Here is a 20,985-nt window from a genome sequence, read left to right on the forward strand (position 1 = left end):
CATCAGCTTAACCAAAAAACTTGCAAAGTATCGTATAGTTTTATTTTTTTAAGTAATGACTAAGAACCATGATGCAACCTTATGTCCTTGTTTTATATTACAGCAAATATGGCTCAACCAAAGAAATGGCGCATTTAATTGCCAATGGAATTGAAGCGACAGGCGTGGCAGTAAAAATCAGGACAGTTCCAAATATATCCAGCATGGTAAAAGTCGCTGAACCGAGTATTCCGGCAGAAGGGGATATTTACTGTACTCTGGACGATCTGGCGCAATGTGCCGGCCTGGCGCTTGGTTCACCGACCCGTTTTGGCAATATGGCCTCTGAAATGAAATATTTTTGGGATCAGACTACGAGTCTGTGGCTGAATGGAGCGCTACACGGTAAACCGGCTTGCGTGTTTACGGCATCAGGTTCCATGCATGGTGGACAGGAAAGTACTTTGCTGACCATGCTGCTGCCGTTGTTCCATCATGGCATGATGATCATGGGGCTTAGTAACGCAACACCTGCACTCTCGAATACCAAAACTGGTGGCACACCTTATGGTGCTAGTCATGTCAGCGGCCCACGGCATGATCAGGGCTTGAGTCCGGATGAAAAAATTCTGTGTGAAGTACAAGGCAAGCGTTTAGGTGAAGTGGTACTGAAACTCAATCGAGTCTGAAAAACACTCACAGGAAATGAAGGATGAACTTCATTTCCTGAATTTTATTAGGCTTCTTTTTGATCTTTTTGACTAAATCTGTATTTGCATTTCAGACATTGATAATCCTGAAACAGATTACGGTCGACAGAAACCCCGGCTTTTTTTCCCAGAAAATTACCGACCACACCGCCGGTAATTCCGACACTGATTGCACCGACAAAAGTGCCTACGGTTCCGCCGACAATCACACCTAAAGGTCCGGCTACTGTACCAATTGCAGCGCCAATCGATGCACCCGAAGCAGCGCCACCTACAGTCCCTGCAGTTGCACCCGCTGAACTCATGAGAATGCCGCCAATTTTCTTTAAATTCTGTTCATGATCGCGCTGTTCGATATCAGCTGAGCCACATTTAGGACATTGCATAGATTGTTCCATCAAGGATTGAGATGTGCTTGTTTTAGGTTTATCGGAAATAGGATTTTTGCCCTGATCAGCACTTATTCATAACATACAACAACACACTAGATAAGTTTTGAATTCGCAAATCAGAAACATTGCATACTCACTTGATTCTAGTTGAGTTCACGCTAAAACATTGTATTTCAGCTGTAAATATATGCCTTCTTGGTTGATTAACGCAATTCTTAACCTGCCATTGAGGAAATGGCAAATCTCAAGATCATCAGAAATGTTCTTTTCTTATCATTCTAAATATTATGCTCTTAGCTCTTAGAAAGACTATTTCTGGAGTTAAGATAAAAAAGGAAGGGACGTCGAAAAATATGCAAACGAGTTCTTATCAGGGCTATTAAAATTTTTCTGCCAAAATACACCTGAATATTGGCGTTTCTTTATAAGTCACCTTCATTGTAATTGATTAATTATATTTTAAATAAATCTTGACATTTATCCTTGTTAAATAGAAGTTCTAGTAAAATAAAAATTTACGACTTTTAAAATATAAAAAGTATAATAATTCTAATCTTTATTAGATAAATTTTTGATTATTGCTAATATAAAAAATATATTATTTTAATCAAGTTTTTTATATGAATTTTATATTCAAAAAAATTTTATATAATGATTTCTTACAAATCACAAATAATAAACAAATTTTTATTTATTAATTAAAAACAATAATTTATATTTTTAATTAAAACAAAAAAATATGTGAATAGGGATATTTTCTACATTTTATAATTTTATGTGATTTAATATTTTTCAGATAAATTTAATCTTACTTAAACGAAAAATTAAATAAATATCTTAAATCAGAGGATATTAAGATTATGAGAATATTAGTTATCAATCTGGGTTTATTATGTTTGTGTTTTCTAAGTAACGCTTATGCCACCTCTGATGAGTGGACTCAGCGTTGGAAATCATCCAGTGCCCGTTCCAATGAGAATCTAGTTCAAGCCAATCTGATCGAACTTAAGGAGTCAGACTATTATTCTGGATTAGGTAAAACCACCGTTCATAGCACTTCGACCACCTCCATCGGGACGGTAAATACCCCGACCAACAATATCAATGTAGAGGGTACAGACAACAGTATCGATATTACGAGTGAGTTGCTGAATGAAGCACCAGTCAATTCAAATACCAACCAAAATCCTCAGCGCTGTCTTAATTTAAGTAACAGACCAGGAGAATCACAATGTTGAATTTCTCCTCGACCAGAAGACATATATCTTTCGTGAGTGCCACTGTCCTTTGCAGCTCTTTTTTAACAGGCTGCACGGGTTTAGCGCCCTCAAACAAGAAGCCAGTTAGCCTGGTACAAGGCCCCCCAATTACCGATATTTTTACCCCTTTTGATATGGCTTTATCCTGCCTAAAAGGACAATTACGTAGTGATGTGAGTTTCTCCGTGGGGGCAATTCTGGATCAAACCGGTAAGGATGTAGTTACCAATGGTGGTAGCGGAAAAATGGTGACCCAAGGTGCGGGAGATATGGTGCAATCTGCCTTGTTTCAGGCGGGGGTAAGCTTAATGAACCGGCGTGATCCCCGGATTATCGAAAGCGAAGCCAAGTGGGGCATTCGTGATCCAAGACAAATCCAGGCTTCTGATTATTATGTGACAGGCAGTATTAACAGTCTGGATTTTATTCCGGGTGGTGGTTTTGACATGCAGATCGCTGGTGTCGGTCCGAATTATAGTCAAACCCGGATTATGGTCGGTCTGGATTTATCTTTGACTGATACCCGCAGCAGTAAAGTCGTGGGCAATGTTTCATTGCAGAAGCAAATTGCTGCACAGGATTATGGCTTAAGTGCAGGCAGATTCGCTGGTCGTACACTCTTAAATATTCAGATTGGAAAAGGAGAACGAGAGGCAACTAACTTTGCCTTGCGGCAAATGTTGAATCTGGCCACTTTTGAATTGCTGAGTCAGGTTGTCCCACCCGCCGTATTTGAAAGTTGCCGTGCGCAGATACCGCCAGAGTTTGGTCAATTGAACTTAACCCGAAGTTCTGTCGCTCTGCATAAATACAAGAAAAACCAGCAACAAAATAGTACAGCTTCAAGCAGTGTTGTTCAGGAGTCAGTCTCAAGCCAGGCAGACTCATCCAATGAAAAAAATAAGTTAACCAACTCCCCGAGTAAAGATACAAAACCGCCTAAACAGAAAGAGTCCGAGGTGATTCAAAACCCTGAAGCAGAGCCTGAAATGAGTAAACAGGACTTGATTAAATATATCAGCAAGAAGCAGCGTCAACCTTCTTCAAATGAAAAGAATGAAGAAAAAGATACTCAAGAAGAAGCTGCTAAAGAACAAGAAGATGAAAAAACCACAACGCTATGGGAGGTTAATCCTGATGTGGTCGAAAATTACTGGTCTAGCACCCAACGTGATTAAGAATATTTAAAAATGGGCTCGCTCCCATTATAAGAAGGAGTACTTAGCGAGAGGTACTTCAAAACAAAAGTAGGAAGAACAACGATGAAAAATACGATCAAAACAATCGCTTTATCCGTCGCCTTTCTGTCTAGCGCAGGTATGGCATACGCCCAAGATGGTGAAACACCTACTGATGTCACCGTAGATACAGGCTTACAAGCTACCCTGGATTCTATTTCTCAGCAGGTTGAAAATGGTTCTGCTTTGAATCTTGCAGTGAATACAGGTGATGTTGATGCAAGTGTCGATTTAGAAGCAATTGCAGAAGCTACAAGAGAAGCACCAGACGCCATTAGTTCAATTGAAGGTACAATTGAAACTACTGCGATTGGTGCTGCGAATACAGGTAGTATCAGTATTGAGCAGGGTAGCTACAATAAGGTGGTATCAGACATATCAGATGCAACGGATAACTACGACTACAGTGCAGTAACGAGTGCAACTAATAATTCTGAAACTCTAGAGGAGCTATCAGAGGTTGGGGATAGTTCAGATATCTCGGAAGTTGTGAGTTCAACACTGAGTACCAACTATAGTGAGGAAATCAATGAAACTTTAAGCAATTATAGTGTAGCGAACATTGCTTATAATGCGGGTGCTATTGATGCATCTGTCAGTGCTATTTCAGAAGGAACTCAAACTGCTATTAACAACAGCATCACAACTACCGCTATCGGTGCTGTGAATAGCGGTAGTATCACTGTGACTGTTAAATAAACTCTTTTTTTGAGGTGAACACAGGTCTAACTATTGGCAGATAGTTAGGCCTCTTTATTTTATAATAACACCAACATAAATTGTTGTTTATTCATCGGATAACAAAAGTACTTATTGTTTGACACTCTCTATTTTAGAAATTGAATAGCTTGGCGCTTAAGATTAAGCCATTTCTCTAGGATCAAATCTGGAAGAATAAATAAGAACTTAGGCTGAGCTATAGCCGAACTCTGGATATTTTAAATTTATATCATTAGAAAAACGCAATAAAAAAAGAGCGCATCAGCGCTCTTTTGAAATTCATTATCGAGCTTAGTCGCGAACAAATTCAACTGTACCATTTGCCAAAGACTTCACGCGTGCCAGTGATTCCACACGGTAGCCTTTTTCAAGCAGCAGGTCACGACCTGGCTGGAATGATTTTTCAATCACAATGCCAATACCGACTACTTCTGCATTTGCCTGGTGGATCAAATCCGCTAAACCAAGCGCCGCCTGACCATTAGCCAGGAAATCATCGATCACTAAAACCTTATCGGTTGAGCTGATGTGTTTATTTGAAATCGCGATTGTGCTTTCAGTCTGTTTGGTAAATGAAAAGACTTTAGAACGATATAAATCATCTTTCAGGGTCAGCGACTGGTATTTACGTGCAAAGATCACAGGTACGCCAAGCTCTAAGCCAGCCATTACGGCAGGTGCGATACCTGATGCTTCAATCGTAATAATTTTGGTAATACCAGCATCCTTAAACAGACGCGCAAATTCTTGACCAATCAGTTGCATCATGACTGGATCTATCTGATGGTTTAAGAAAGAATCTACTTTCAAAACTTCTTCAGAGAGGACGATGCCTTCAGCCAAGATTTTCTGTTCTAGTGCATGCACGGGAGAATCCTCAAGAGCAGGTGCTTTTTCAAGCAAAAGCGTATTGTAAAAAGCACCCGGAAAAAATCAAGTGAAATTCGCCAAAAACTTAGTTGCTTGCACCTTTATAGTCAGTTAACAGCAAACCATAGGAGGTTTTCTTGTCGACATGCGAAACTTTGACTGGAAGATAGTCAAGTTTTGGTGCCAACCAGAAAATGGTCTCACGGCCTGGCTTGCTATGCTTCATCACCACCTTGATGGTATTAAAGGAACCATATTTGGTGCTTACAGTTTCTGAACCCTGTTTCACAAACTTACGGCCTTCAACTTCTTTGGCATCAGCAATATAGTAATTTGCTTTCAGACCTGAATTTTTTAAATCTTCACGAATCTGTAATTCTGCATTTAACTCATCCAGAACATCAGCTCTCCAGGCAAAAGAACGTTTTTCATCATCTTTCTTGGTACTGATGCTTTTGCTGGAAGGATTGAAATTAATACTCATTGTATTGTTATGCACCAGCACTTTACTGCTGCGACTGAAACTGCTTGAGCCGATCTTGCCATTATTAAAAGTAAAGCGGCTGGTTTCGGTTGCAGAGGCAATACCTCCGGCTTTTGCAGCAAAGACATAAGTCCAGTTATTGCCTGATTTGCTTAAAGTCCGCGTTGCAGACCCCATATTTTTGCCATTATAGCTAAATTGATAACTGGCCTGGAAAGGAGTCATGGCAAAAGCCTGGCTAGAAATACCAGTGAACAGTATCGCGCTGCTCAGACCCGTGGTCATCACTAAAGTTTTGAATACAGTCTTCGCCATCAGTTATTTTCCTATATTGGTTCAACGGGCAAAACATATCACTTATTGCACCCCTTATTATTTGGGCAAAATATGGAAATTGAAGGGATATTTCTGCCAAAAATGTATATTTCATGTAGTTTTATGGAACTTTTGTTCAAAAAACTACGTTCGGCACGATTTAAGAGGGATCTTTCTGTTTGATGGGGGTGACCCGGTTGTCATCCATCTCGTCTTCATCCCAGTTCTCTTCCTGATCTTGGGAAAGTTTTCTAAACAGGGCGGCCAGATTGACGTTGCCAATCACCACCAGTTCGGCTTCACGAAGTACTGCGTGATTGACATGTACTTTTCCAAGTGTGTCAATAATGGAACGGTTCTTACCTAACCAGCGATTCAGGTCCAGATAGAGCAAGTCATCAATGACTTTAATCACGCCCAGTTTTTCCAGAATCATTCCCAACGGATCTTTATTCAAGACACGTTGATAGAAGAACAAGCCGAAACGCACGCCAAGTTTATAAAGCATATTCGGATATTTGGCTTCAATCAGCTGGGTATCACTAATTTGCTCGAAAACGATCAACTGGGTGGTTTTATTCAATTCCATCTGTACCAGTTTCAAATCAACCGATAAAGTGACAATCAGGCCTTTATAATCCAGTGTTGCGTAGAGACGCAGCCAGTCTTCATGTAAATCTGCGTGTAAGTCTTTCAATGCATCGACATTGTCTGTGACAAAGCGCTGAAAGGTTGCATTCAGGAAGACTTGCGATAAGGGAAATTCACGCTCATCTTCAATAAATCCTTCCGCCCTCTGATACACTTGGCGGATTCGGTTGGAAATATTGGAAATTAGCGTTTGCATACTGAAGCGTCCTGGCAACTTTATTTTTGACTCGGGATGTATCTTGTCGAATTGTATGAAAAATACAAGCGTTCATGCTTGAAGTTTAGCAAAATAAATAGCACCATTTTTATAGTTTTAGTTATGTAACGTTGAAGATTTGATGGATTTGGCATTTTAAAAAGATAAATGACGAATCCGTTTATTTTTAATCTTTCAAATACTTTTTTGGGGAGCTGAACTCATTATTGAGTTTAGGCGAATGTGAAAAAACGATGATACTCATGCCTCTGGTCAGAACTTGGTGGAAAGATCCAGTGTTTAGCAGTGCGTTGCTTGCCGCAGGCATTCTGCATTTGATCGTGCTGACACTGGAATTTGGTATTCCGCAAGATCGGGATACCAGTACCAAAGAAATCGCGGTCAGCTTGCGCCAGACTGATGAAAAAATTGAGCATGCTGATTTTCTGGCCCAAACGGACCAGCAGGGTTCCGGCCAGTTTAGAGAAGCTCATCGCATGTCGAGTGATATGCCATCGCCGTTAATGGAGCAACATGCAGGTGAAGAACTGCAAGAAAGTCTAGATATGCTGCAACAGCAACAGGAACTCAGTTTTGAAGAAAAAGTCCTGATGACCACCTTGAGTTGGCAAAAGCAGGCGGAAGAAAATCAGCGTAAAAAAATGCAGGAGCAATTACAGAGCCAGTTTCAGGCCAAAGCGGCCATGGTCGCCAGTCTGGAAGCGCAATATTTACAGCGTCAGCAAAATTTCAGTCGTCAGCAAAAAATTAAGACTGTGGATGGTATTCAGTCCAAGCAGGATGTTTCGGCCGCATATCTGGAAAAGTTCCGTGAAAAAGTGGAATTTTATGGTAACCGTTATTATCCGGAAGCAGCAAAACAACAGAATCTAGCAGGGGAAGTGCGGCTGATGGTGATCCTGAACCAGAATGGCGGAATTCGTGCCATTCGACTGATTGACAGTTCAGGACATGCCATGCTGGACGAAGCAGCCAAAGCTTCCGTGCGTAAGGCAGCACCATTTGGTGCTTTCGACAGTAAAATGAAAGAAATTTCCGAACTGCGGGTGATTCGTACCTGGCGATTTGATCCGGCAGAAGCAGAATTTGAGGTGCGTTAGACCATTTTATTCATTTGTAAACCCTCCCTTTAACTCCCTCCCAACGGGAGAGAGAACTATCATTGAGCTATAGGTATTAAAACTCCCTCTCCTTATGGGAGAGGGTTGGGGTGAGGGTAAACAATAAAAAAAGCAGGCCTTAGCCCGCTTTTTTATGAAGAAATTTTAGTTCTGTTCTAGATAAGGATTTTCAAAACCCAGCTTGGCCAGAATCTCGATTTCAATGCCTTCCATTTCTTCAGCATCTTCATCCGAGGTTTCATGGTCATAGCCCATTAGGTGTAAAGTGCCATGTACCAGCATATGGGTGAAATGCGTTAATGGTACTTTTTGCTGTTCCAGCGCTTCCGCCAGTACTACAGGAATACAGATCACCAGATCACCAATGGGAAATGCATCCAGAAACTGCGCCATTTCATCTGGAAGTTCACTTGGGAAAGACAGGACATTGGTCGGTTTGTCTTTGCCTCGATATTCCAAATTCAGTTTATGACTTTCGTCATTATCAACACAGGCAATTCCAATTTCGCAATCACTTTGAGTGCCGATATGACGTAAAGTGGTTTCTACAACTTTTTTAATATAGGCTCGTTTCAGTACCAGTTCAGGTGACTGAAAGTCCTGTTGTAAGGAAAGACTAAGTTTCAACACAAATCCTTAAGTTTAAAGCTTAATGCTGTGCGTCTGCCGCAGCATCATTTTCAGCGATCAAGGCATCCTGACGTGCTTTACGTTCGGCACGTGCTTCAGCACTTAAACGCTGCTGTTCACTGTCCCAGCCTTCGTAGGCTTCAACAATTTTCTGTACAAGTTGATGACGTACTACATCACGCGAATGGAAACGGGTGATATGAATTTCAGGAATTTTGTCAATCACACGTAAGGCATGTGACAGACCGGATTGCTGACCACGTGGTAAATCTACCTGAGTCACGTCACCGGTAATCACCGCTCGTGAGCCAAAACCTAAACGGGTCAGGAACATCTTCATCTGTTCTGGGGTGGTGTTCTGCGCTTCATCTAGAATCACGAAAGAATGATTCAAGGTACGGCCACGCATATAAGCAAGCGGAGCCACTTCAATCACCTGACGTTCGATCAGCTTGGCCACTTTTTCAAAGCCAAGCATTTCATACAGCGCGTCATACAAGGGACGTAAATAAGGATCGATTTTCTGGGTTAAATCTCCCGGCAGGAAACCGAGTTTTTCGCCGGCTTCAACCGCAGGACGAACCAGCAAGATACGCTGGATTTCATTGCGCTCCAGCATATCCACTGCAGCTGCAACGGCAAGATAGGTTTTACCTGTACCGGCAGGGCCAATACCAAAAGAAATATCACTTTGCAGAATGCGCTGTACATAGCGTTTCTGGTTGGCACCACGCGGGTTGATCCGGCCTTTACGGGTTTGCAGCCAGACATTGTCCAGCCCCGTATGTTCCTGATCATCCAGATCTTGCTGAAGTTCACGGTCAGTCTGGCTGCCCTGAATCATCAGATGTAAAGTATCTGCACTAATCTGCTGACTATGTTCAGATTCTTCATGAAGACGTTGCAAGAGCATTTCGGCTCTCTCAACGGCATCGATTCCACCATCAATAATAAAACTTTCTCCACGATGGGAGATTTTGACGTCTAAACGTTGTTCAATTTGCTTCAAATGGCCGTTATAGGCACCTAACATGGCTTGTATACGGTCCATCGAAATTCCAGGAAAAGCTACTGTACGTCGAATCGCTGCAGTCAAGAGTGTTCCTTATGAAGTGTGCGTTATATGCTCTACATTACGCCACGTCAGGCTCAAGATTCAAGAGTTCACCGTAAACTAAATTCAAAGTTTTAATTTCGGTAATTTCAATCTCGGCAAAGCGGCCTACCCAGGCAGGGTCACCAATAAAGTTAACATAACGGGTATTGTCCGCCGTACCGACCAGAATATTCGGATCTTTATCAGAAACTTTTTCGATGAGTACACGCTGGATGGTCCCGAGCATGGCATCCGTCTTGTCAATGCTTGAACGCTTAATCCATTGCTGAACTTTGGCCAGACGTTCTTTTTTTACATCTTCAGAAATCGTATCTTCCAGTTCTGCCGCAGGCGTACCCGGGCGTTTTGAATAGATAAAACTATAAGAGTGGTCGAAATCCAGATCCTGAATAAACTGATAAGTCTCTTCAAAGTTTTCATCTGTTTCACCCGGGAAGCCAATGATAAAATCTGAAGATAGGTGCATGTCAGGGCGAACTGCACGTAACTTTTTAATCTTTTCGATATAGACATCAATGGTGTGGTTACGCTTCATCGCTTGTAACACATCATTGGAACCGCTTTGTACCGGCAGATGCAGATGTGAAACCATTTGTGGCAGGTCACGATAGCACTGGATCAGGTCATCATTAAATTCCAGGGGATGCGAGGTGGTATAGCGAATACGGCCAATACCCGGAATGTCTGCAACCAAACGCAGCAAATCGGCAAAAGTACAGATATTGCCTTCGAAGGTTTCACCCCGGTAGCCATTTACGTTCTGACCCAACAGCGAAATTTCACGCACGCCTTTTTCTGCCAGACCTGCAATTTCAGCCAGGACATCATCTAGTGGACGAGAAACTTCTTCACCACGCGTATACGGCACCACGCAGAAAGAACAGTATTTGGAACAGCCTTCCATGATCGAGACAAAAGCTTTATAGCCTTCAACACGCGGTTCTGGCAGAAAGTCGAATTTCTCGATATCGGGGAAGGAAATATCCACCAGTTTGATTTTTTCTTTTTTCGGCTTTTCGATCTGCTCAAAATGCTGATCCAGCATTTGCGGCAAACGGTGCAGGGTTTGTGGACCAAAAATCATATCGACATAATTGGCACGTTTCTGGATGTTGTCGCCTTCCTGAGATGCCACACAGCCACCGACACCAATAATCAGATCAGGATTTTTATCTTTAAGCTTACGCCAGCGGCCTAGCTCGGAGAATACTTTCTCTTGGGCTTTTTCACGGATCGAGCAGGTATTCATCAGTAGAATATCGGCATCTTTAGGATCGGTGGTCAGCACATAGCCATGAGAATCGCCTAACAGGTCTGCCATACGGTGACTGTCGTACTCATTCATCTGACACCCTTGTGTTTCGATGTACAGTTTCTTGACTGAAGCATCGCTAACAGGGGTGTGCGCTGGCTGGGTAACAGTGTTTTCTGAGGCAGCTGGGGCACCATTCGGAATGAAGGTTTGAACCGTCATGTAGGCTCCTACAAGGTAATACGTTGAAAGAGTGAACGAACAGCCTGATTGATGCATCAAACAGGTGAATAAAAATTCAATTCACAGACTGAAATCTTGGAAAGGCGCATATTTTAGCAGGAAAGTCGCTTAAACTTATAGCCCAAATTAACTGTGGAAAAATATTGATTTATGGGCAAAAATTGTCTGTAGATTAATATTGCTTAATCATAAGGTTACATAACTGAACAATAGAGTTGGTTATAATCTTCAAACTAGCTCTTATGATATGCAACATGGGCAAAGCATAAAATCGATGATAGAAGGCAAAGGGATGTTGAAACACACTAAAACTATGTATAAATACTATAAATTAATTACTTTAAGTGTGGCATGTATCTGTTCAGCGAGTACACAGGCAGCAGAAGAACAATTTAATGATGCCTTGCGTGCAGCCAATGCAGGTAATACTGAACTGTTACAGCAATATCGTCTGTCTATGCAGAATGATGCCTTGGGCTATTATCCGGAATACTGGATTTTAAACCAGAATCTTGCCATGCAGCCTGTTAGTCAGATTATCAGTTTTGCCCAGCGTTACCCTCAATCCGCCATGGCTGAAAAGCTGGCAGCAGACTATGTCGAAGAAAAGGTAAAAATGGCAGACTTTAGTACTGCTCAACCGGTATTGCCTTATGTAACCAATGCTGATCCTGCCGAAGCCTGTGCAGTGGCACAAGTGCGCGCCAAAGCTGGCGATGAACTGGTCTATGCCGAGTTTAAAGAAGTCTGGTTAACTACCAATAGCCAGCCTGATTCTTGTACTGGTTTAGGCCGGATGATGCTATCCAGTCCACTCATGACCTCAGAAGACCGTCAGCAGCGACTCTGGGGACAACTTCGTGCCGGACAGTCAGGTCAGGCCATTGCGACAGCGCAAGGCATTGGTCTAAATCTGTCTCTGGCACAACTGAATTCGATTCAGGCCAATCCCACTAATTATTTGTGGTCTGCGCCTAAAAGTACTGCGGCAGAGCATGCCTATCTGATTTATGCGCTGGGACGTCTGGCCGATAGCGATTTGGACTCAGCTTTGTCTATCGTCAAGCGGACCGCGGAAGGTACACCAGTACAGGTACAACGCGCCTTATATCGTGCTGTCGGTTATATCGGTGGTACCACAGTGATGAAAAACAACTTCAACCGTGAAGTGTTAAATGCGCTAGATGCCAGCTATGGCCTGCCATTTAGCCCGGAAGAAGCCGAGATTTATGCGCGTCAGGCAATTCGTTTTAGTGCATGGGAAAGCCTGATCCGTGCGATTGACAGCATGAGCGTCAACCAGAAGCAGGAAGATCGCTGGCAATACTGGCTGGCACGTGCCAGCGAACAACGTGCTGACCGTGCTTCCAAACAGGCAGCAGAAAGTATTTATCGTAAGCTGGCGACCGGAGATGACTATCACAATCTTTTGGCACGCGACAAGCTGGGGCAGGTGACTGCGAGTACACCAAATCCAGCGCAGCCATCCAATCAGGCCCTGCAACGTTTGGAACAGGATATTCATTTCCGCCGTGCTTTCACGCTACGTAATATCAGCGCACCGGAGAACTACATTAACCGTGAATGGAACTGGGCAGTGCGTCAGGCTTATCTAAAGAAAGATGATGACCTGTTGCTGGCTGCGGCAAAGCGTGCCATGGACATGGGCTGGCATGATCGCGCCATTTATGCTGCCGACCGTACCGCGAACAAACATAATTATAACTATCGTTATCCAATGCCACATCAGAATTACGTGGTCAGCCATAGTCGCAATGCGGGGATTGATCCGGCCTGGGCCTATGGTTTGATGCGTCAAGAAAGTCGTTTCAATACCGTCGCACGTTCACATGTCGGGGCGGGTGGTCTAATGCAGATTATGCCGGATACGGCCAAGTTGGTGGCGCGTCAAATGGGTGAGGCTTATAATCCGGCAGCACTCACCGATATGAATACCAATATTCGCTACGGAACATTCTATTTATCTACCATTCAGCGTCAGCTCAGCAATAGTCCAGTTCTGGCAACAGCAGGCTATAATGCCGGACCAAACCGTGCCCGTCGCTGGCAGCCAGAATTTCAGGGAATGGCCGCAGATCAATATACTGAAAGTATTCCTTTACTTGAAACCCGAGATTATGTGAAACATGTCATGACCAATGCCACGCATTACGGTATTTTATTAGGACAGGGGGCACAGTCAGTGGGTAAACGCATGCAACTGATACCATTACGAAATACACAATAAAATTAAAATTATTGGGGAATGGTGACTTATTCATGAAAATAATGAAGGATCGTCGAGTCTGGGCTGGATCGGTTACGCTTGTGGTTTTGGCCAGTAGTCCGGCAGCGTTTGCTACGCCGACAGACTATGTCATGGATGTACAAATGGTCCCGGCCCTATGTAGCCTGTACCCTGAATATGCCAAGAAACGAAAATGTCTGGAAGGTTATTCGCTGAATATCTCCGGCTTATATCCTCAGACCACATCACAAAATTGCACGACCAATAGCTCTGCGAAACTGTCACCACTTCAGTCCAAGGTAGTGGCCAGGATCATGCCCGATGACAATACCCGGACAATCTTATGGCGTAATATCGGTGGCTGCGTGCCGATGAATGCCAGTCAGTATTTCCGGACGATTATCAATTATGCAGATCGTCTTAAAGTGCCTGCGGAACTGACGGAACAGGAAAATATTACGATTTCTGTCGATACGCTGCGGGCCAAATTTCTGAAAATTAATCCGCAATTACCGGGTAATGCCTTGAGATTTAACTGCCAGCAGACACAGTCAGCCAGCGTACTTACCTCGATCAAGGTCTGTTATCGCCTCAATGGCAATTACAAATCCTGTCCTGCCAACATTATTAATACATGCCCAAAAACTGTCACAATAAAAGGAACATACTGAGCTTTTTTGCCGATTTAATTTATATTTCCTATCAGACTTTAGGTGAAATCCGTCCTCTTTTATATGCATCTGGCAAAGGATTGGAGTACAATCTTTCGCGTTTACGATTATTAGATTAAATACTAACTATTTAATCGCATTGAATATCCTCAATTGGAGATAATTAGATGAAGCAAGCAGTTCGTGTTGCCGTTACTGGCGCTGCAGGTCAAATTGGTTACAGCCTATTATTCCGTATCGCAAGCGGCGAAATGCTAGGTAAAGATCAACCAGTGATTTTGCAATTGCTCGAAGTTCCTTTTGAGAAAGCTCAACAAGCGCTTAAAGGCGTAATGATGGAGCTTCAAGATTGTGCATTCCCATTACTAGAAGACATGATCGGTACTGATGATCCTAAAGTTGCATTTAAAGATGCTGACTATGCGTTATTAGTTGGTTCACGTCCACGTGGTCCAGGTATGGAACGTGCTGACCTGCTTAAAGTGAACGGTGAAATCTTCATCGGTCAAGGTCAAGCATTGAACGAAGTTGCAAGCCGTGACGTTAAAGTTCTAGTTGTTGGTAACCCTGCAAACACGAATGCTTACATCGCAATGAAATCTGCTCCAGATCTTCCAGCGAAAAACTTCACTGCAATGTTACGTCTTGACCACAACCGTGCTGCATCTCAAATTGCTGCTAAAACTGGTAAAGCGGTTAAAGACATCAAAAATCTTACAGTTTGGGGTAACCACTCTCCAACCATGTATGCCGACTACCGTTTTGCAACAATTAACGGCGAAAGCGTTAAAGACATGATCAACGACCAAGAATGGAATGCAAATACATTCCTTCCGACTGTTGGTAAACGTGGTGCTGCGATTATCGAAGCACGTGGTTTGTCTTCTGCTGCTTCTGCTGCTAATGCTGCAATCGACCATATGCGCGATTGGGCTCTTGGCACAAACGGCGAATGGGTAACAATGGGTATCCCTTCTGACGGTTCTTACGGTATCCCTGAAGGCGTAATGTTCGGTTTCCCTGTAACGACTGAAAACGGTGAATACAAAATCGTTCAAGGTCTTGAAATCGACGAATTCAGCCGTGAACGTATCAACGTTACGTTGAACGAACTTGAAGAAGAGCGCGCAGCAATTGCTGATATGCTTAAATAATTTGATCTTTTTAGATTAAGTTGAAGAAAAGCACTCCATTTGGGGTGCTTTTTTTATGTCACTCACTTTAATCAACAAAAAATAACAAGCTGTGAAGGAGAGACAACTGAGTTTTCGCTATGAGCGATCTAAGGTAGAAACAAGATTATAGATAAAAAGATGGAGGTTCAGATGTTAGAACAACGCGCCACCTTCGAACTTTTCTTTGAACAATTGGGTCTGGATTCGAGTCCGGAAGCGATTGATGAGTTTATTAATACGCATCAAATCGGTATGGATGTGCCCCTGCATAAAGCTCCTTTTTGGAGTAAATCACAGCATGACTTTCTGATCAGTCACTGGAAGAAAGATGATGACTGGGCCATTTTTGTCGATGTGTTAAATGAACAATTACATATTGAGGCAGAGGGTTCAGGTTCCTGTGACATACCGAGCCATAAATCAACCTAAGAATTCGAATCTCAACACTCTCATAATTTAACGCTACGATGGAGACTATTTATGCTTATGGAACAACAGTTAACTTTAGAATTATTATTTGAACAATTGGGTTTGCCTTCTGATGAAGCCTCAATTACTCAGTTTACCCATACCCATCAATTGCCATCTGAAGTGGCATTACCGGATGCCGAATTCTGGAGTGAAGGGCAAAGTGCCTTCCTGCGTGAACATTGGCACCAAGATGATGAATGGATTGTCATTATTGACAAGTTAAATCAGCTTTTACATGTGGAAAGCGACAAACAAAGCGTTTAAATGCATTCATACAAAAAGAAACAACAAACCTAGTCAAAGGACTAGGTTTTTTTTGTCTTATCTTATAAGTTAGATCTATAAATAATTACAATTTATCTGATATAAGGAGGGCGCGATGCTCGCAAAGAACCAACCATCCTTAGAGCTCTTATTTTCTCAGCTCGGTCTCGCCAATAGTCCTGCGGCTATTGAATTGTATGTACGCACCCATCAACTGCCAGCAGGGCTGTCCTTGCATGATGCGCCATTCTGGAATAAAGCCCAGCGTTCTTTATTAATCAGCCATTTGGTACAAGATGATGATTGGGCAATTTGGGTCGATGAACTGAATCAGCAACTGCACATGGACGCTTATAGACGTCAACCTGCTTGATCATTTTTCCTACATTTTTCTGATATTTAAAATAAGATGATATAGCTTGTATTAAAAAACGCCTCATTTGAGGCGTTTTTGTTCTTTGGCTTAATGCATTTTGCTTTTTAATATTTTGTTAAACCATTCGTGCTGACGATAATGATTAAATGCATGATGCTGCTGTAATAATTCCAGCTCAAATTCGGCAGTGGTGGTGTACTTACCTAACCAGTGGCGGGTCAGGGCCGGCTCATTTTTACTGGCACTGGCATAGGCCAGAAAGAAATAAATGTCCCCATGTTCATAACTGGCCATTGGCTTTAAAATTTGCTGAGTAATCAGGGCGAAATGGTGCTCTTTGGTCAATTCAAAAAACATCATATAGGCCTTGGCTAGATGCAAAGATAGGTTGATATACATGCGCAGCGGCATTTCTTCAAATTCTACCCGGCCTTGTTCCAGCAACACTACGGCTTCTTGCAGGAAATGTCGCTGTTCCTGACGCAGTTCACTTAAAGTCACCAGCTGTAAACGAAGATCAGCGCGTTCAAGCGTTAATTCCGGCGTATTGCCTTTTAAATACAATTGGTCAGTTTCACCCAGACGTTGAATAATCTGTTTGGTTGTTAATCGCATCAACGTAATCCTCATTTCTCAATAATGGCTATATGAGGTTAAAAATTAAAATTTAAAGCGGCAGCGCGTCTTAGAGCAGTGAGGTATCACTTCTTAGCCAGGCGGTAATAGATAGACGTTGCTGTTTAGAGATTAAAACTTCATGTAATAAATCGCTCTGGAACAGCGCCATTCGGTTTGGTTTTGGCTGGATAATATGCCACTGGCCATGTTTGTCCTGCAGGCGCAGTTCACCGCCCCAGTCCTTCTGCCATTGTTCATGTAAATAATACACACTGGAAATCATCCGGCCATTTTTATCTTGAGGATTGTCGCGGTGCAGGGCATAGAACTCACCCGCGTGATAGCAAGCGAAATGTGCTTCGACATCTTTGATGCCTAAATAAAACGCGCGGTTTAAAATTTGAGAAAATTGTTGAAGGGTTTGGATGTGTCGGTGGGAAATTTGAAATTCAGGTTGTAACCAAAGAATATGATCACTACGGATGTTGTTAACGACGCCATTTTGAATGGCTGCATTACGAAATTCGTTTAAGTGGCTTAAGCATTCTTGACTCACTGCATGTTGATATTCGCTAGAGTAAGCATCGTCAACAATACTAAAGCCATGTTGATCTAAATCATCTAAGATTTGATCAACATTCCAATCCCCTGGGATGATAACTGCTTCCATTTTTTCAATTCTCGATAGTGTGGTAAAAAAAGGTCCGCTATTTTAGTTCAATAATCGTTTCTGAACGAAATAGTTTTTCATGTTAAAATAGCAATTGATCTTAGGAATAATTGAAACATGAATTACCGTCACTCTTACCACGCAGGCAACTTTGCCGATGTCATGAAGCACGTTTTATTGCTTCAGTTGTTGACTCGACTGAATGCAAAAGACAAACCTTATCGCTATGTAGATACACATGGTGGTGCAGGTAAATATGATTTGTCGACTGCCGAAGCGCAAAAATCAGGTGAGTTTTTAAACGGTATTCATCGTCTTATTAAGCTGGATGATTCGATCAAGCGTAATGCACCTGAAGGCGTACAACAATACTTGAAAATTGTTGAAAACATGCGTGAAAACTTTGGTAAGGGTGCTTATCCGGGTTCGCCGTGGTTTGCGCTAGAAGGCATGCGTGAAATTGATAAAGCGACCATTTTTGAAATGCAGCGTGATGTATTCCAGCAACTTCGTCATAATATTTTTGACAAGCGTGCCGGTTTGCATGAGCGTGATGCATACGAAGGTCTGTTGGCAGTCATTCCGCCAAAAGAAAAACGTGGTCTGGTGATGATCGATCCGCCATATGAACTGGAACGTAAAGATTTTCCGCAGTTGGTTGAGCTGCTGGTTGCCGCGTATAAGAAATGGCCGACAGGTGTATTTGCCGTTTGGTATCCAATTAAAGACCGTGCCATGATCGAACGCTTCGAGAAGAAAATGTTCAAGACTGGTATCCGCCGTCAACTGGTGTGTGAAGTTTGTGTATGGCCGGATGATACCCCTGTCGGCTTGAACGGTTGTGGTTTGCTGGTGATTAACCCGCCTTGGAAATTCTCTGAAGATGCAGATGAAGCGCTACAGTGGTTATTCCCGCATCTTCGCATGAGTGAAAATGGTGGTCACGCTGCAGTTCGCTGGTTAGTGGGCGAATAATTTTTTTCAAAGATCAGGTCATAGCTAGGATCGTCAAGAATGACAAATATAAGCAAACCGGAACGCGACTCTTCAACTGAAGTGCCTTTTGATGGCATCACCTTTGAGGTAGAAGAAGAGGAGCATACTCAGGAAGGGCAAAAAGTTAAGCGTCGAGGCATCTATCTATGGCCGAACCTGATTACAACGGCAGCGTTGTTGTCAGGTTTCTACTCGATTATTGCCAGTATGAATGGTGATTTTCAGCAAGCTATTTATGCGATCTTTATTGCGGCATTACTGGATGGACTGGATGGACGTGTAGCTCGTGCGATTGGCGCACAAAGTCCGTTCGGTGAACAGTTCGATTCCCTTTCTGACATGCTGGCTTTTGGTGTGGCACCCGCTATTTTGATGTATAGCTGGGGCTTGAGTGATTTGGGTCGTATTGGTCTGGCGGCTTGTTTTGTTTATACCGCATGTGCTGCGTTCCGTCTGGCACGCTTCAATGTACAGATTGGTGTGGTCGATAAACGTTATTTTATTGGTGTCGCAAGTCCTCTGGCTGCCATCATGATAGTGTCATTGGTCTGGGTCGGTCTGGATTTTCCAGAAATCTTTGATATTCGTGAACCTTCTCTTCAGGTCATTAATGCAGTGGTCATTATTGCGGTGGGCTTGTTGATGATTTCCAATATCAAATACTATTCATTTAAAACTGTAGAACGTAAACGGGTTCCATTTTTTGTCCTACCAATTGCCGTATTCGTCTTTGCAGCGATGACTTATAATATTCCTGTCGGCATTCTGGTCATTTCTATTCTCTATGCCTTGTCTGGTTTTGTGACCACCTTTATGGCAAAAAGATCGAGTACATTATAAAAATATAAGGAGTCTGAGATGCGGTTTCTTCAAGATTTTTTAGATCGTTCGAAACAGCTGAATCAGACTCCTACTGTTTCTCGCTATCCCGCCTATCATGGCCCCACCTCAAAATATAAAATTATTCATCAAGGTTTGATGATTCCCGGGCTTCCGGCACCGCTCTATTATTTAAACTTTCTGAGTATTATCGGGCAACCCAATGCACCCATGTTGGCAAACCCGAGTGCAATCGAAACCACAGCCTTAGATACCGCCACCGTGATTTGCAGTTCGAGTCCGCATATGGTGGGGCAATTGCATCACTATTCGATCAAGCAGGACTGTCATTTTAAATCTAGTCTATTTCAGTTCTTGGATCGAGAGCAATTAAGCGGAAATTTCCCAAATTTTCGTTTGCAACGTTCTGACTCGGAACTCAGTTTTGATTTAAATATTCAGACCACTCAGCTGATTTCTCATTTTACCCAAATGCGTTTTTCCTTGGCAGACCACTGGTCTTTGCTATGTCATTGTCAGGGAAGGGTGAACTATAAAGCGCAGCAATATACGATCGATGGTCTCGGAAGCTTTGAATACGCGCGGAGTTTTAACTTTCCTTATCTGCCTTTGGCCTTCCTGACTTATCAAATTATTAATCTCAGTGAAAATCGCCAGTTGCTGTTGGCGCAAATTCGGGATGGTTTTAATCGTATTGTTCAGTCGCGGATCTATCTGCGTGATTTAAAAAACATGCGGACCCAAATGTTCGATCGCAAAGTTTATTTTAAAGTTCATCGTGTTTATCCGCGTGTCACGACACCCAATGGGCAGAGTATGTATTTGCCGCGTGAATTTGAATGGTGTTATGAAAATGCAGACGGTACTTGTATCTGGGTACAAGGTCAAAGTCGTGGAGATTTTAAATTTGGCCTGGCAGCGGGCTATGTAGGAAGTTTTAGTTATCAAGTGAAAATAAATGAAGAAACTGAAAATGGGGAAGGGGGTTATTGTGAATATATAGATTGCCGGCCTTTACGCTTTCAGGAACAGAATAAAACTGAAAAAAGATTAAGTCATTTATCCAATTCAGTCCCTTTACTGCTCAAGAAATGAAGAAAATTGCGATTTTTGTAGAATAAATAAACAGTCGTGGTGTTTTTGCTGAATTATTTAAAAATAGGGGTTGTATTGGGTTGGGAATACTGTAGAATGCACATCCATCGGCGGTGATGAAGATTAAAACTTCTGATAAAACAGTAACTTAGTTAAGTTTAATTGAGTTGGGTTTTATTTGATAAGTTTAAAAATAGTTTTCATTACTGGTTGACTTTCTAGAGATAGAGAGTAATATAGCCGACCTAGCTTGCTGGTGACGAATCAGCAAGAAGATCATTAAGAGATTATGAAGAACAACTTGTGTGGATTTTTACTGGTTGATTGATCGAAATTATTTTCATTGATTGATGGTAGAAATTA

Annotated in this window: 23 protein-coding genes; 14 read left to right on the forward strand and 9 right to left on the reverse strand. The window is 42.4% G+C overall.

Annotated elements, in window-relative coordinates:
* The first annotated feature begins 71 nt into the window (after positions 1-71).
* Complete coding sequence (gene wrbA, locus NI455_RS03445; protein ID WP_253112448.1) at positions 72-668, forward strand: NAD(P)H:quinone oxidoreductase; 597 nt, start codon at positions 72-74, stop codon at positions 666-668.
* Between the two features lie 47 nt (positions 669-715).
* Here the strand turns inward: wrbA and NI455_RS03450 are convergent, their stop codons facing one another.
* Positions 716-1,087 (reverse strand): hypothetical protein, encoded by a 372-nt coding sequence (locus tag NI455_RS03450; RefSeq protein ID WP_185950194.1) that lies wholly within the window; start codon positions 1,085-1,087, stop codon positions 716-718.
* A gap of 854 nt (positions 1,088-1,941) precedes the next feature.
* On the opposite strand from NI455_RS03450, the gene NI455_RS03455 reads away from it, so the two are divergent.
* The 3 genes from NI455_RS03455 (at position 1,942) to NI455_RS03465 (ending at position 4,277) form a co-directional block, all read left to right on the forward strand.
* Positions 1,942-2,319, forward strand: a complete 378-nt coding sequence (locus NI455_RS03455) for a hypothetical protein (RefSeq protein ID WP_253112410.1) — start codon at positions 1,942-1,944, stop codon at positions 2,317-2,319.
* Positions 2,313-3,518 carry a CsgG/HfaB family protein gene (locus NI455_RS03460; protein ID WP_253112411.1) on the forward strand — a complete coding sequence of 402 codons (1,206 nt, stop codon included), beginning with the start codon at positions 2,313-2,315 and terminating at the stop codon, positions 3,516-3,518. Before NI455_RS03455 ends, NI455_RS03460 begins: the two co-directional genes overlap by 7 nt.
* Positions 3,519-3,602: 84 nt before the next feature.
* Positions 3,603-4,277, forward strand: a complete 675-nt coding sequence (locus tag NI455_RS03465) for a hypothetical protein (RefSeq protein ID WP_253112413.1) — start codon at positions 3,603-3,605, stop codon at positions 4,275-4,277.
* 312 nt (positions 4,278-4,589) lie between these two features.
* Here NI455_RS03465 and NI455_RS03470 read toward each other — a convergent pair whose 3' ends face one another.
* From NI455_RS03470 to NI455_RS03480, 3 genes are all read right to left on the reverse strand, one after another.
* Positions 4,590-5,165, reverse strand: coding sequence for a xanthine phosphoribosyltransferase (locus NI455_RS03470; protein ID WP_005094083.1), 576 nt, complete (start codon positions 5,163-5,165; stop codon positions 4,590-4,592).
* An 88-nt stretch (positions 5,166-5,253) separates the two neighbouring features.
* Positions 5,254-5,967, reverse strand: a complete 714-nt coding sequence (locus tag NI455_RS03475) for a DUF3108 domain-containing protein (protein ID WP_253112416.1) — start codon at positions 5,965-5,967, stop codon at positions 5,254-5,256.
* A gap of 160 nt (positions 5,968-6,127) precedes the next feature.
* On the reverse strand, positions 6,128-6,814 hold the full coding sequence (locus NI455_RS03480; RefSeq protein ID WP_253112419.1) for a hypothetical protein: 687 nt from the start codon (positions 6,812-6,814) through the stop codon (positions 6,128-6,130).
* Between the two features lie 263 nt (positions 6,815-7,077).
* On the opposite strand from NI455_RS03480, the gene NI455_RS03485 reads away from it, so the two are divergent.
* Positions 7,078-7,935, forward strand: a complete 858-nt coding sequence (locus NI455_RS03485; RefSeq protein WP_253112421.1) for an energy transducer TonB — start codon at positions 7,078-7,080, stop codon at positions 7,933-7,935.
* A 165-nt stretch (positions 7,936-8,100) separates the two neighbouring features.
* On the opposite strand, the gene ybeY is transcribed toward NI455_RS03485, so the two are convergent.
* The 3 genes from ybeY to miaB are packed head-to-tail and all read right to left on the reverse strand — an operon-like array spanning position 8,101 to position 11,177.
* Entirely contained in the window at positions 8,101-8,583 is a 483-nt protein-coding gene (gene ybeY / locus NI455_RS03490) for an rRNA maturation RNase YbeY (protein WP_071850834.1), read from the reverse strand.
* 22 nt (positions 8,584-8,605) lie between these two features.
* Positions 8,606-9,682, reverse strand: a complete 1,077-nt coding sequence (locus tag NI455_RS03495) for a PhoH family protein (protein ID WP_004732214.1) — start codon at positions 9,680-9,682, stop codon at positions 8,606-8,608.
* A gap of 37 nt (positions 9,683-9,719) precedes the next feature.
* Positions 9,720-11,177, reverse strand: coding sequence for a tRNA (N6-isopentenyl adenosine(37)-C2)-methylthiotransferase MiaB (gene miaB, locus NI455_RS03500; RefSeq protein WP_071850832.1), 1,458 nt, complete (start codon positions 11,175-11,177; stop codon positions 9,720-9,722).
* Between the two features lie 334 nt (positions 11,178-11,511).
* On the opposite strand from miaB, the gene NI455_RS03505 reads away from it, so the two are divergent.
* The 6 genes from NI455_RS03505 to NI455_RS03530 all read left to right on the forward strand — a co-directional run bounded on the left by NI455_RS03505 (position 11,512) and on the right by NI455_RS03530 (position 16,400).
* Positions 11,512-13,446, forward strand: a complete 1,935-nt coding sequence (locus NI455_RS03505; protein ID WP_253112452.1) for a lytic transglycosylase domain-containing protein — start codon at positions 11,512-11,514, stop codon at positions 13,444-13,446.
* A gap of 32 nt (positions 13,447-13,478) precedes the next feature.
* On the forward strand, positions 13,479-14,117 hold the full coding sequence (locus NI455_RS03510) for a ribonuclease T2 family protein (protein WP_435574928.1): 639 nt from the start codon (positions 13,479-13,481) through the stop codon (positions 14,115-14,117).
* A 167-nt stretch (positions 14,118-14,284) separates the two neighbouring features.
* Positions 14,285-15,271 (forward strand): malate dehydrogenase, encoded by a 987-nt coding sequence (locus tag NI455_RS03515; RefSeq protein WP_004281429.1) that lies wholly within the window; start codon positions 14,285-14,287, stop codon positions 15,269-15,271.
* A gap of 171 nt (positions 15,272-15,442) precedes the next feature.
* Entirely contained in the window at positions 15,443-15,721 is a 279-nt protein-coding gene (locus NI455_RS03520; RefSeq protein WP_216986315.1) for a DUF2789 family protein, read from the forward strand.
* A gap of 51 nt (positions 15,722-15,772) precedes the next feature.
* Positions 15,773-16,027, forward strand: coding sequence for a DUF2789 family protein (locus NI455_RS03525; protein WP_180039108.1), 255 nt, complete (start codon positions 15,773-15,775; stop codon positions 16,025-16,027).
* 115 nt (positions 16,028-16,142) lie between these two features.
* Positions 16,143-16,400: a DUF2789 family protein gene (locus NI455_RS03530; RefSeq protein WP_004645106.1), complete on the forward strand. Its 258-nt coding sequence runs from the start codon at positions 16,143-16,145 to the stop codon at positions 16,398-16,400.
* Between the two features lie 90 nt (positions 16,401-16,490).
* On the opposite strand, the gene NI455_RS03535 is transcribed toward NI455_RS03530, so the two are convergent.
* Both NI455_RS03535 and NI455_RS03540 read right to left on the reverse strand, forming a co-directional pair.
* Complete coding sequence (locus NI455_RS03535) at positions 16,491-17,018, reverse strand: hypothetical protein (RefSeq protein WP_253112424.1); 528 nt, start codon at positions 17,016-17,018, stop codon at positions 16,491-16,493.
* A 70-nt stretch (positions 17,019-17,088) separates the two neighbouring features.
* Positions 17,089-17,691 carry a 2OG-Fe(II) oxygenase gene (locus NI455_RS03540; protein WP_148335241.1) on the reverse strand — a complete coding sequence of 201 codons (603 nt, stop codon included), beginning with the start codon at positions 17,689-17,691 and terminating at the stop codon, positions 17,089-17,091.
* Positions 17,692-17,808: 117 nt separating this feature from the next.
* Here NI455_RS03540 and NI455_RS03545 point away from each other — a divergent pair, with 117 nt between their 5' ends.
* From NI455_RS03545 to NI455_RS03555, 3 genes are read left to right on the forward strand one after another with little or no spacing between them, the layout of a single operon-like run.
* On the forward strand, positions 17,809-18,666 hold the full coding sequence (locus NI455_RS03545) for a 23S rRNA (adenine(2030)-N(6))-methyltransferase RlmJ (protein ID WP_004281423.1): 858 nt from the start codon (positions 17,809-17,811) through the stop codon (positions 18,664-18,666).
* A gap of 39 nt (positions 18,667-18,705) precedes the next feature.
* The gene (pssA, locus tag NI455_RS03550; protein WP_005108642.1) at positions 18,706-19,527 is read left to right on the forward strand and encodes a CDP-diacylglycerol--serine O-phosphatidyltransferase; all 822 of its coding nucleotides are present in this window, start codon (positions 18,706-18,708) and stop codon (positions 19,525-19,527) included.
* 18 nt (positions 19,528-19,545) lie between these two features.
* The gene (locus tag NI455_RS03555; protein ID WP_253112427.1) at positions 19,546-20,622 is read left to right on the forward strand and encodes a DUF6670 family protein; all 1,077 of its coding nucleotides are present in this window, start codon (positions 19,546-19,548) and stop codon (positions 20,620-20,622) included.
* Positions 20,623-20,985: the final 363 nt, after the last annotated feature.

Source organism: Acinetobacter lwoffii, assembly GCF_024129435.1.
GTDB classification, from domain to species: domain Bacteria; phylum Pseudomonadota; class Gammaproteobacteria; order Pseudomonadales; family Moraxellaceae; genus Acinetobacter; species Acinetobacter lwoffii_F.

Bases quoted from the DNA above. Each gene is read 5' to 3' on its own strand.
- NI455_RS03460 (WP_253112411.1), top strand. From the start codon at position 2,313: ATGTTGAATTTCTCCTCGACCAGAAGACATATATCTTTCGTGAGTGCC.
- NI455_RS03475 (WP_253112416.1), bottom strand. From the start codon at position 5,967: ATGGCGAAGACTGTATTCAAAACTTTAGTGATGACCACGGGTCTGAGC.
- NI455_RS03535 (WP_253112424.1), bottom strand. From the start codon at position 17,018: ATGCGATTAACAACCAAACAGATTATTCAACGTCTGGGTGAAACTGAC.
- miaB (WP_071850832.1), bottom strand. From the start codon at position 11,177: ATGACGGTTCAAACCTTCATTCCGAATGGTGCCCCAGCTGCCTCAGAA.
- wrbA (WP_253112448.1), top strand. From the start codon at position 72: ATGCAACCTTATGTCCTTGTTTTATATTACAGCAAATATGGCTCAACC.
- NI455_RS03530 (WP_004645106.1), top strand. From the start codon at position 16,143: ATGCTCGCAAAGAACCAACCATCCTTAGAGCTCTTATTTTCTCAGCTC.
- NI455_RS03455 (WP_253112410.1), top strand. From the start codon at position 1,942: ATGAGAATATTAGTTATCAATCTGGGTTTATTATGTTTGTGTTTTCTA.
- NI455_RS03555 (WP_253112427.1), top strand. From the start codon at position 19,546: ATGCGGTTTCTTCAAGATTTTTTAGATCGTTCGAAACAGCTGAATCAG.
- NI455_RS03480 (WP_253112419.1), bottom strand. From the start codon at position 6,814: ATGCAAACGCTAATTTCCAATATTTCCAACCGAATCCGCCAAGTGTAT.
- NI455_RS03450 (WP_185950194.1), bottom strand. From the start codon at position 1,087: ATGGAACAATCTATGCAATGTCCTAAATGTGGCTCAGCTGATATCGAA.
- NI455_RS03485 (WP_253112421.1), top strand. From the start codon at position 7,078: ATGCCTCTGGTCAGAACTTGGTGGAAAGATCCAGTGTTTAGCAGTGCG.
- NI455_RS03510 (WP_435574928.1), top strand. From the start codon at position 13,479: ATGAAAATAATGAAGGATCGTCGAGTCTGGGCTGGATCGGTTACGCTT.
- NI455_RS03525 (WP_180039108.1), top strand. From the start codon at position 15,773: ATGCTTATGGAACAACAGTTAACTTTAGAATTATTATTTGAACAATTG.
- NI455_RS03540 (WP_148335241.1), bottom strand. From the start codon at position 17,691: ATGGAAGCAGTTATCATCCCAGGGGATTGGAATGTTGATCAAATCTTA.
- NI455_RS03520 (WP_216986315.1), top strand. From the start codon at position 15,443: ATGTTAGAACAACGCGCCACCTTCGAACTTTTCTTTGAACAATTGGGT.
- NI455_RS03465 (WP_253112413.1), top strand. From the start codon at position 3,603: ATGAAAAATACGATCAAAACAATCGCTTTATCCGTCGCCTTTCTGTCT.
- NI455_RS03515 (WP_004281429.1), top strand. From the start codon at position 14,285: ATGAAGCAAGCAGTTCGTGTTGCCGTTACTGGCGCTGCAGGTCAAATT.
- NI455_RS03545 (WP_004281423.1), top strand. From the start codon at position 17,809: ATGAATTACCGTCACTCTTACCACGCAGGCAACTTTGCCGATGTCATG.
- pssA (WP_005108642.1), top strand. From the start codon at position 18,706: ATGACAAATATAAGCAAACCGGAACGCGACTCTTCAACTGAAGTGCCT.
- NI455_RS03505 (WP_253112452.1), top strand. From the start codon at position 11,512: ATGTATAAATACTATAAATTAATTACTTTAAGTGTGGCATGTATCTGT.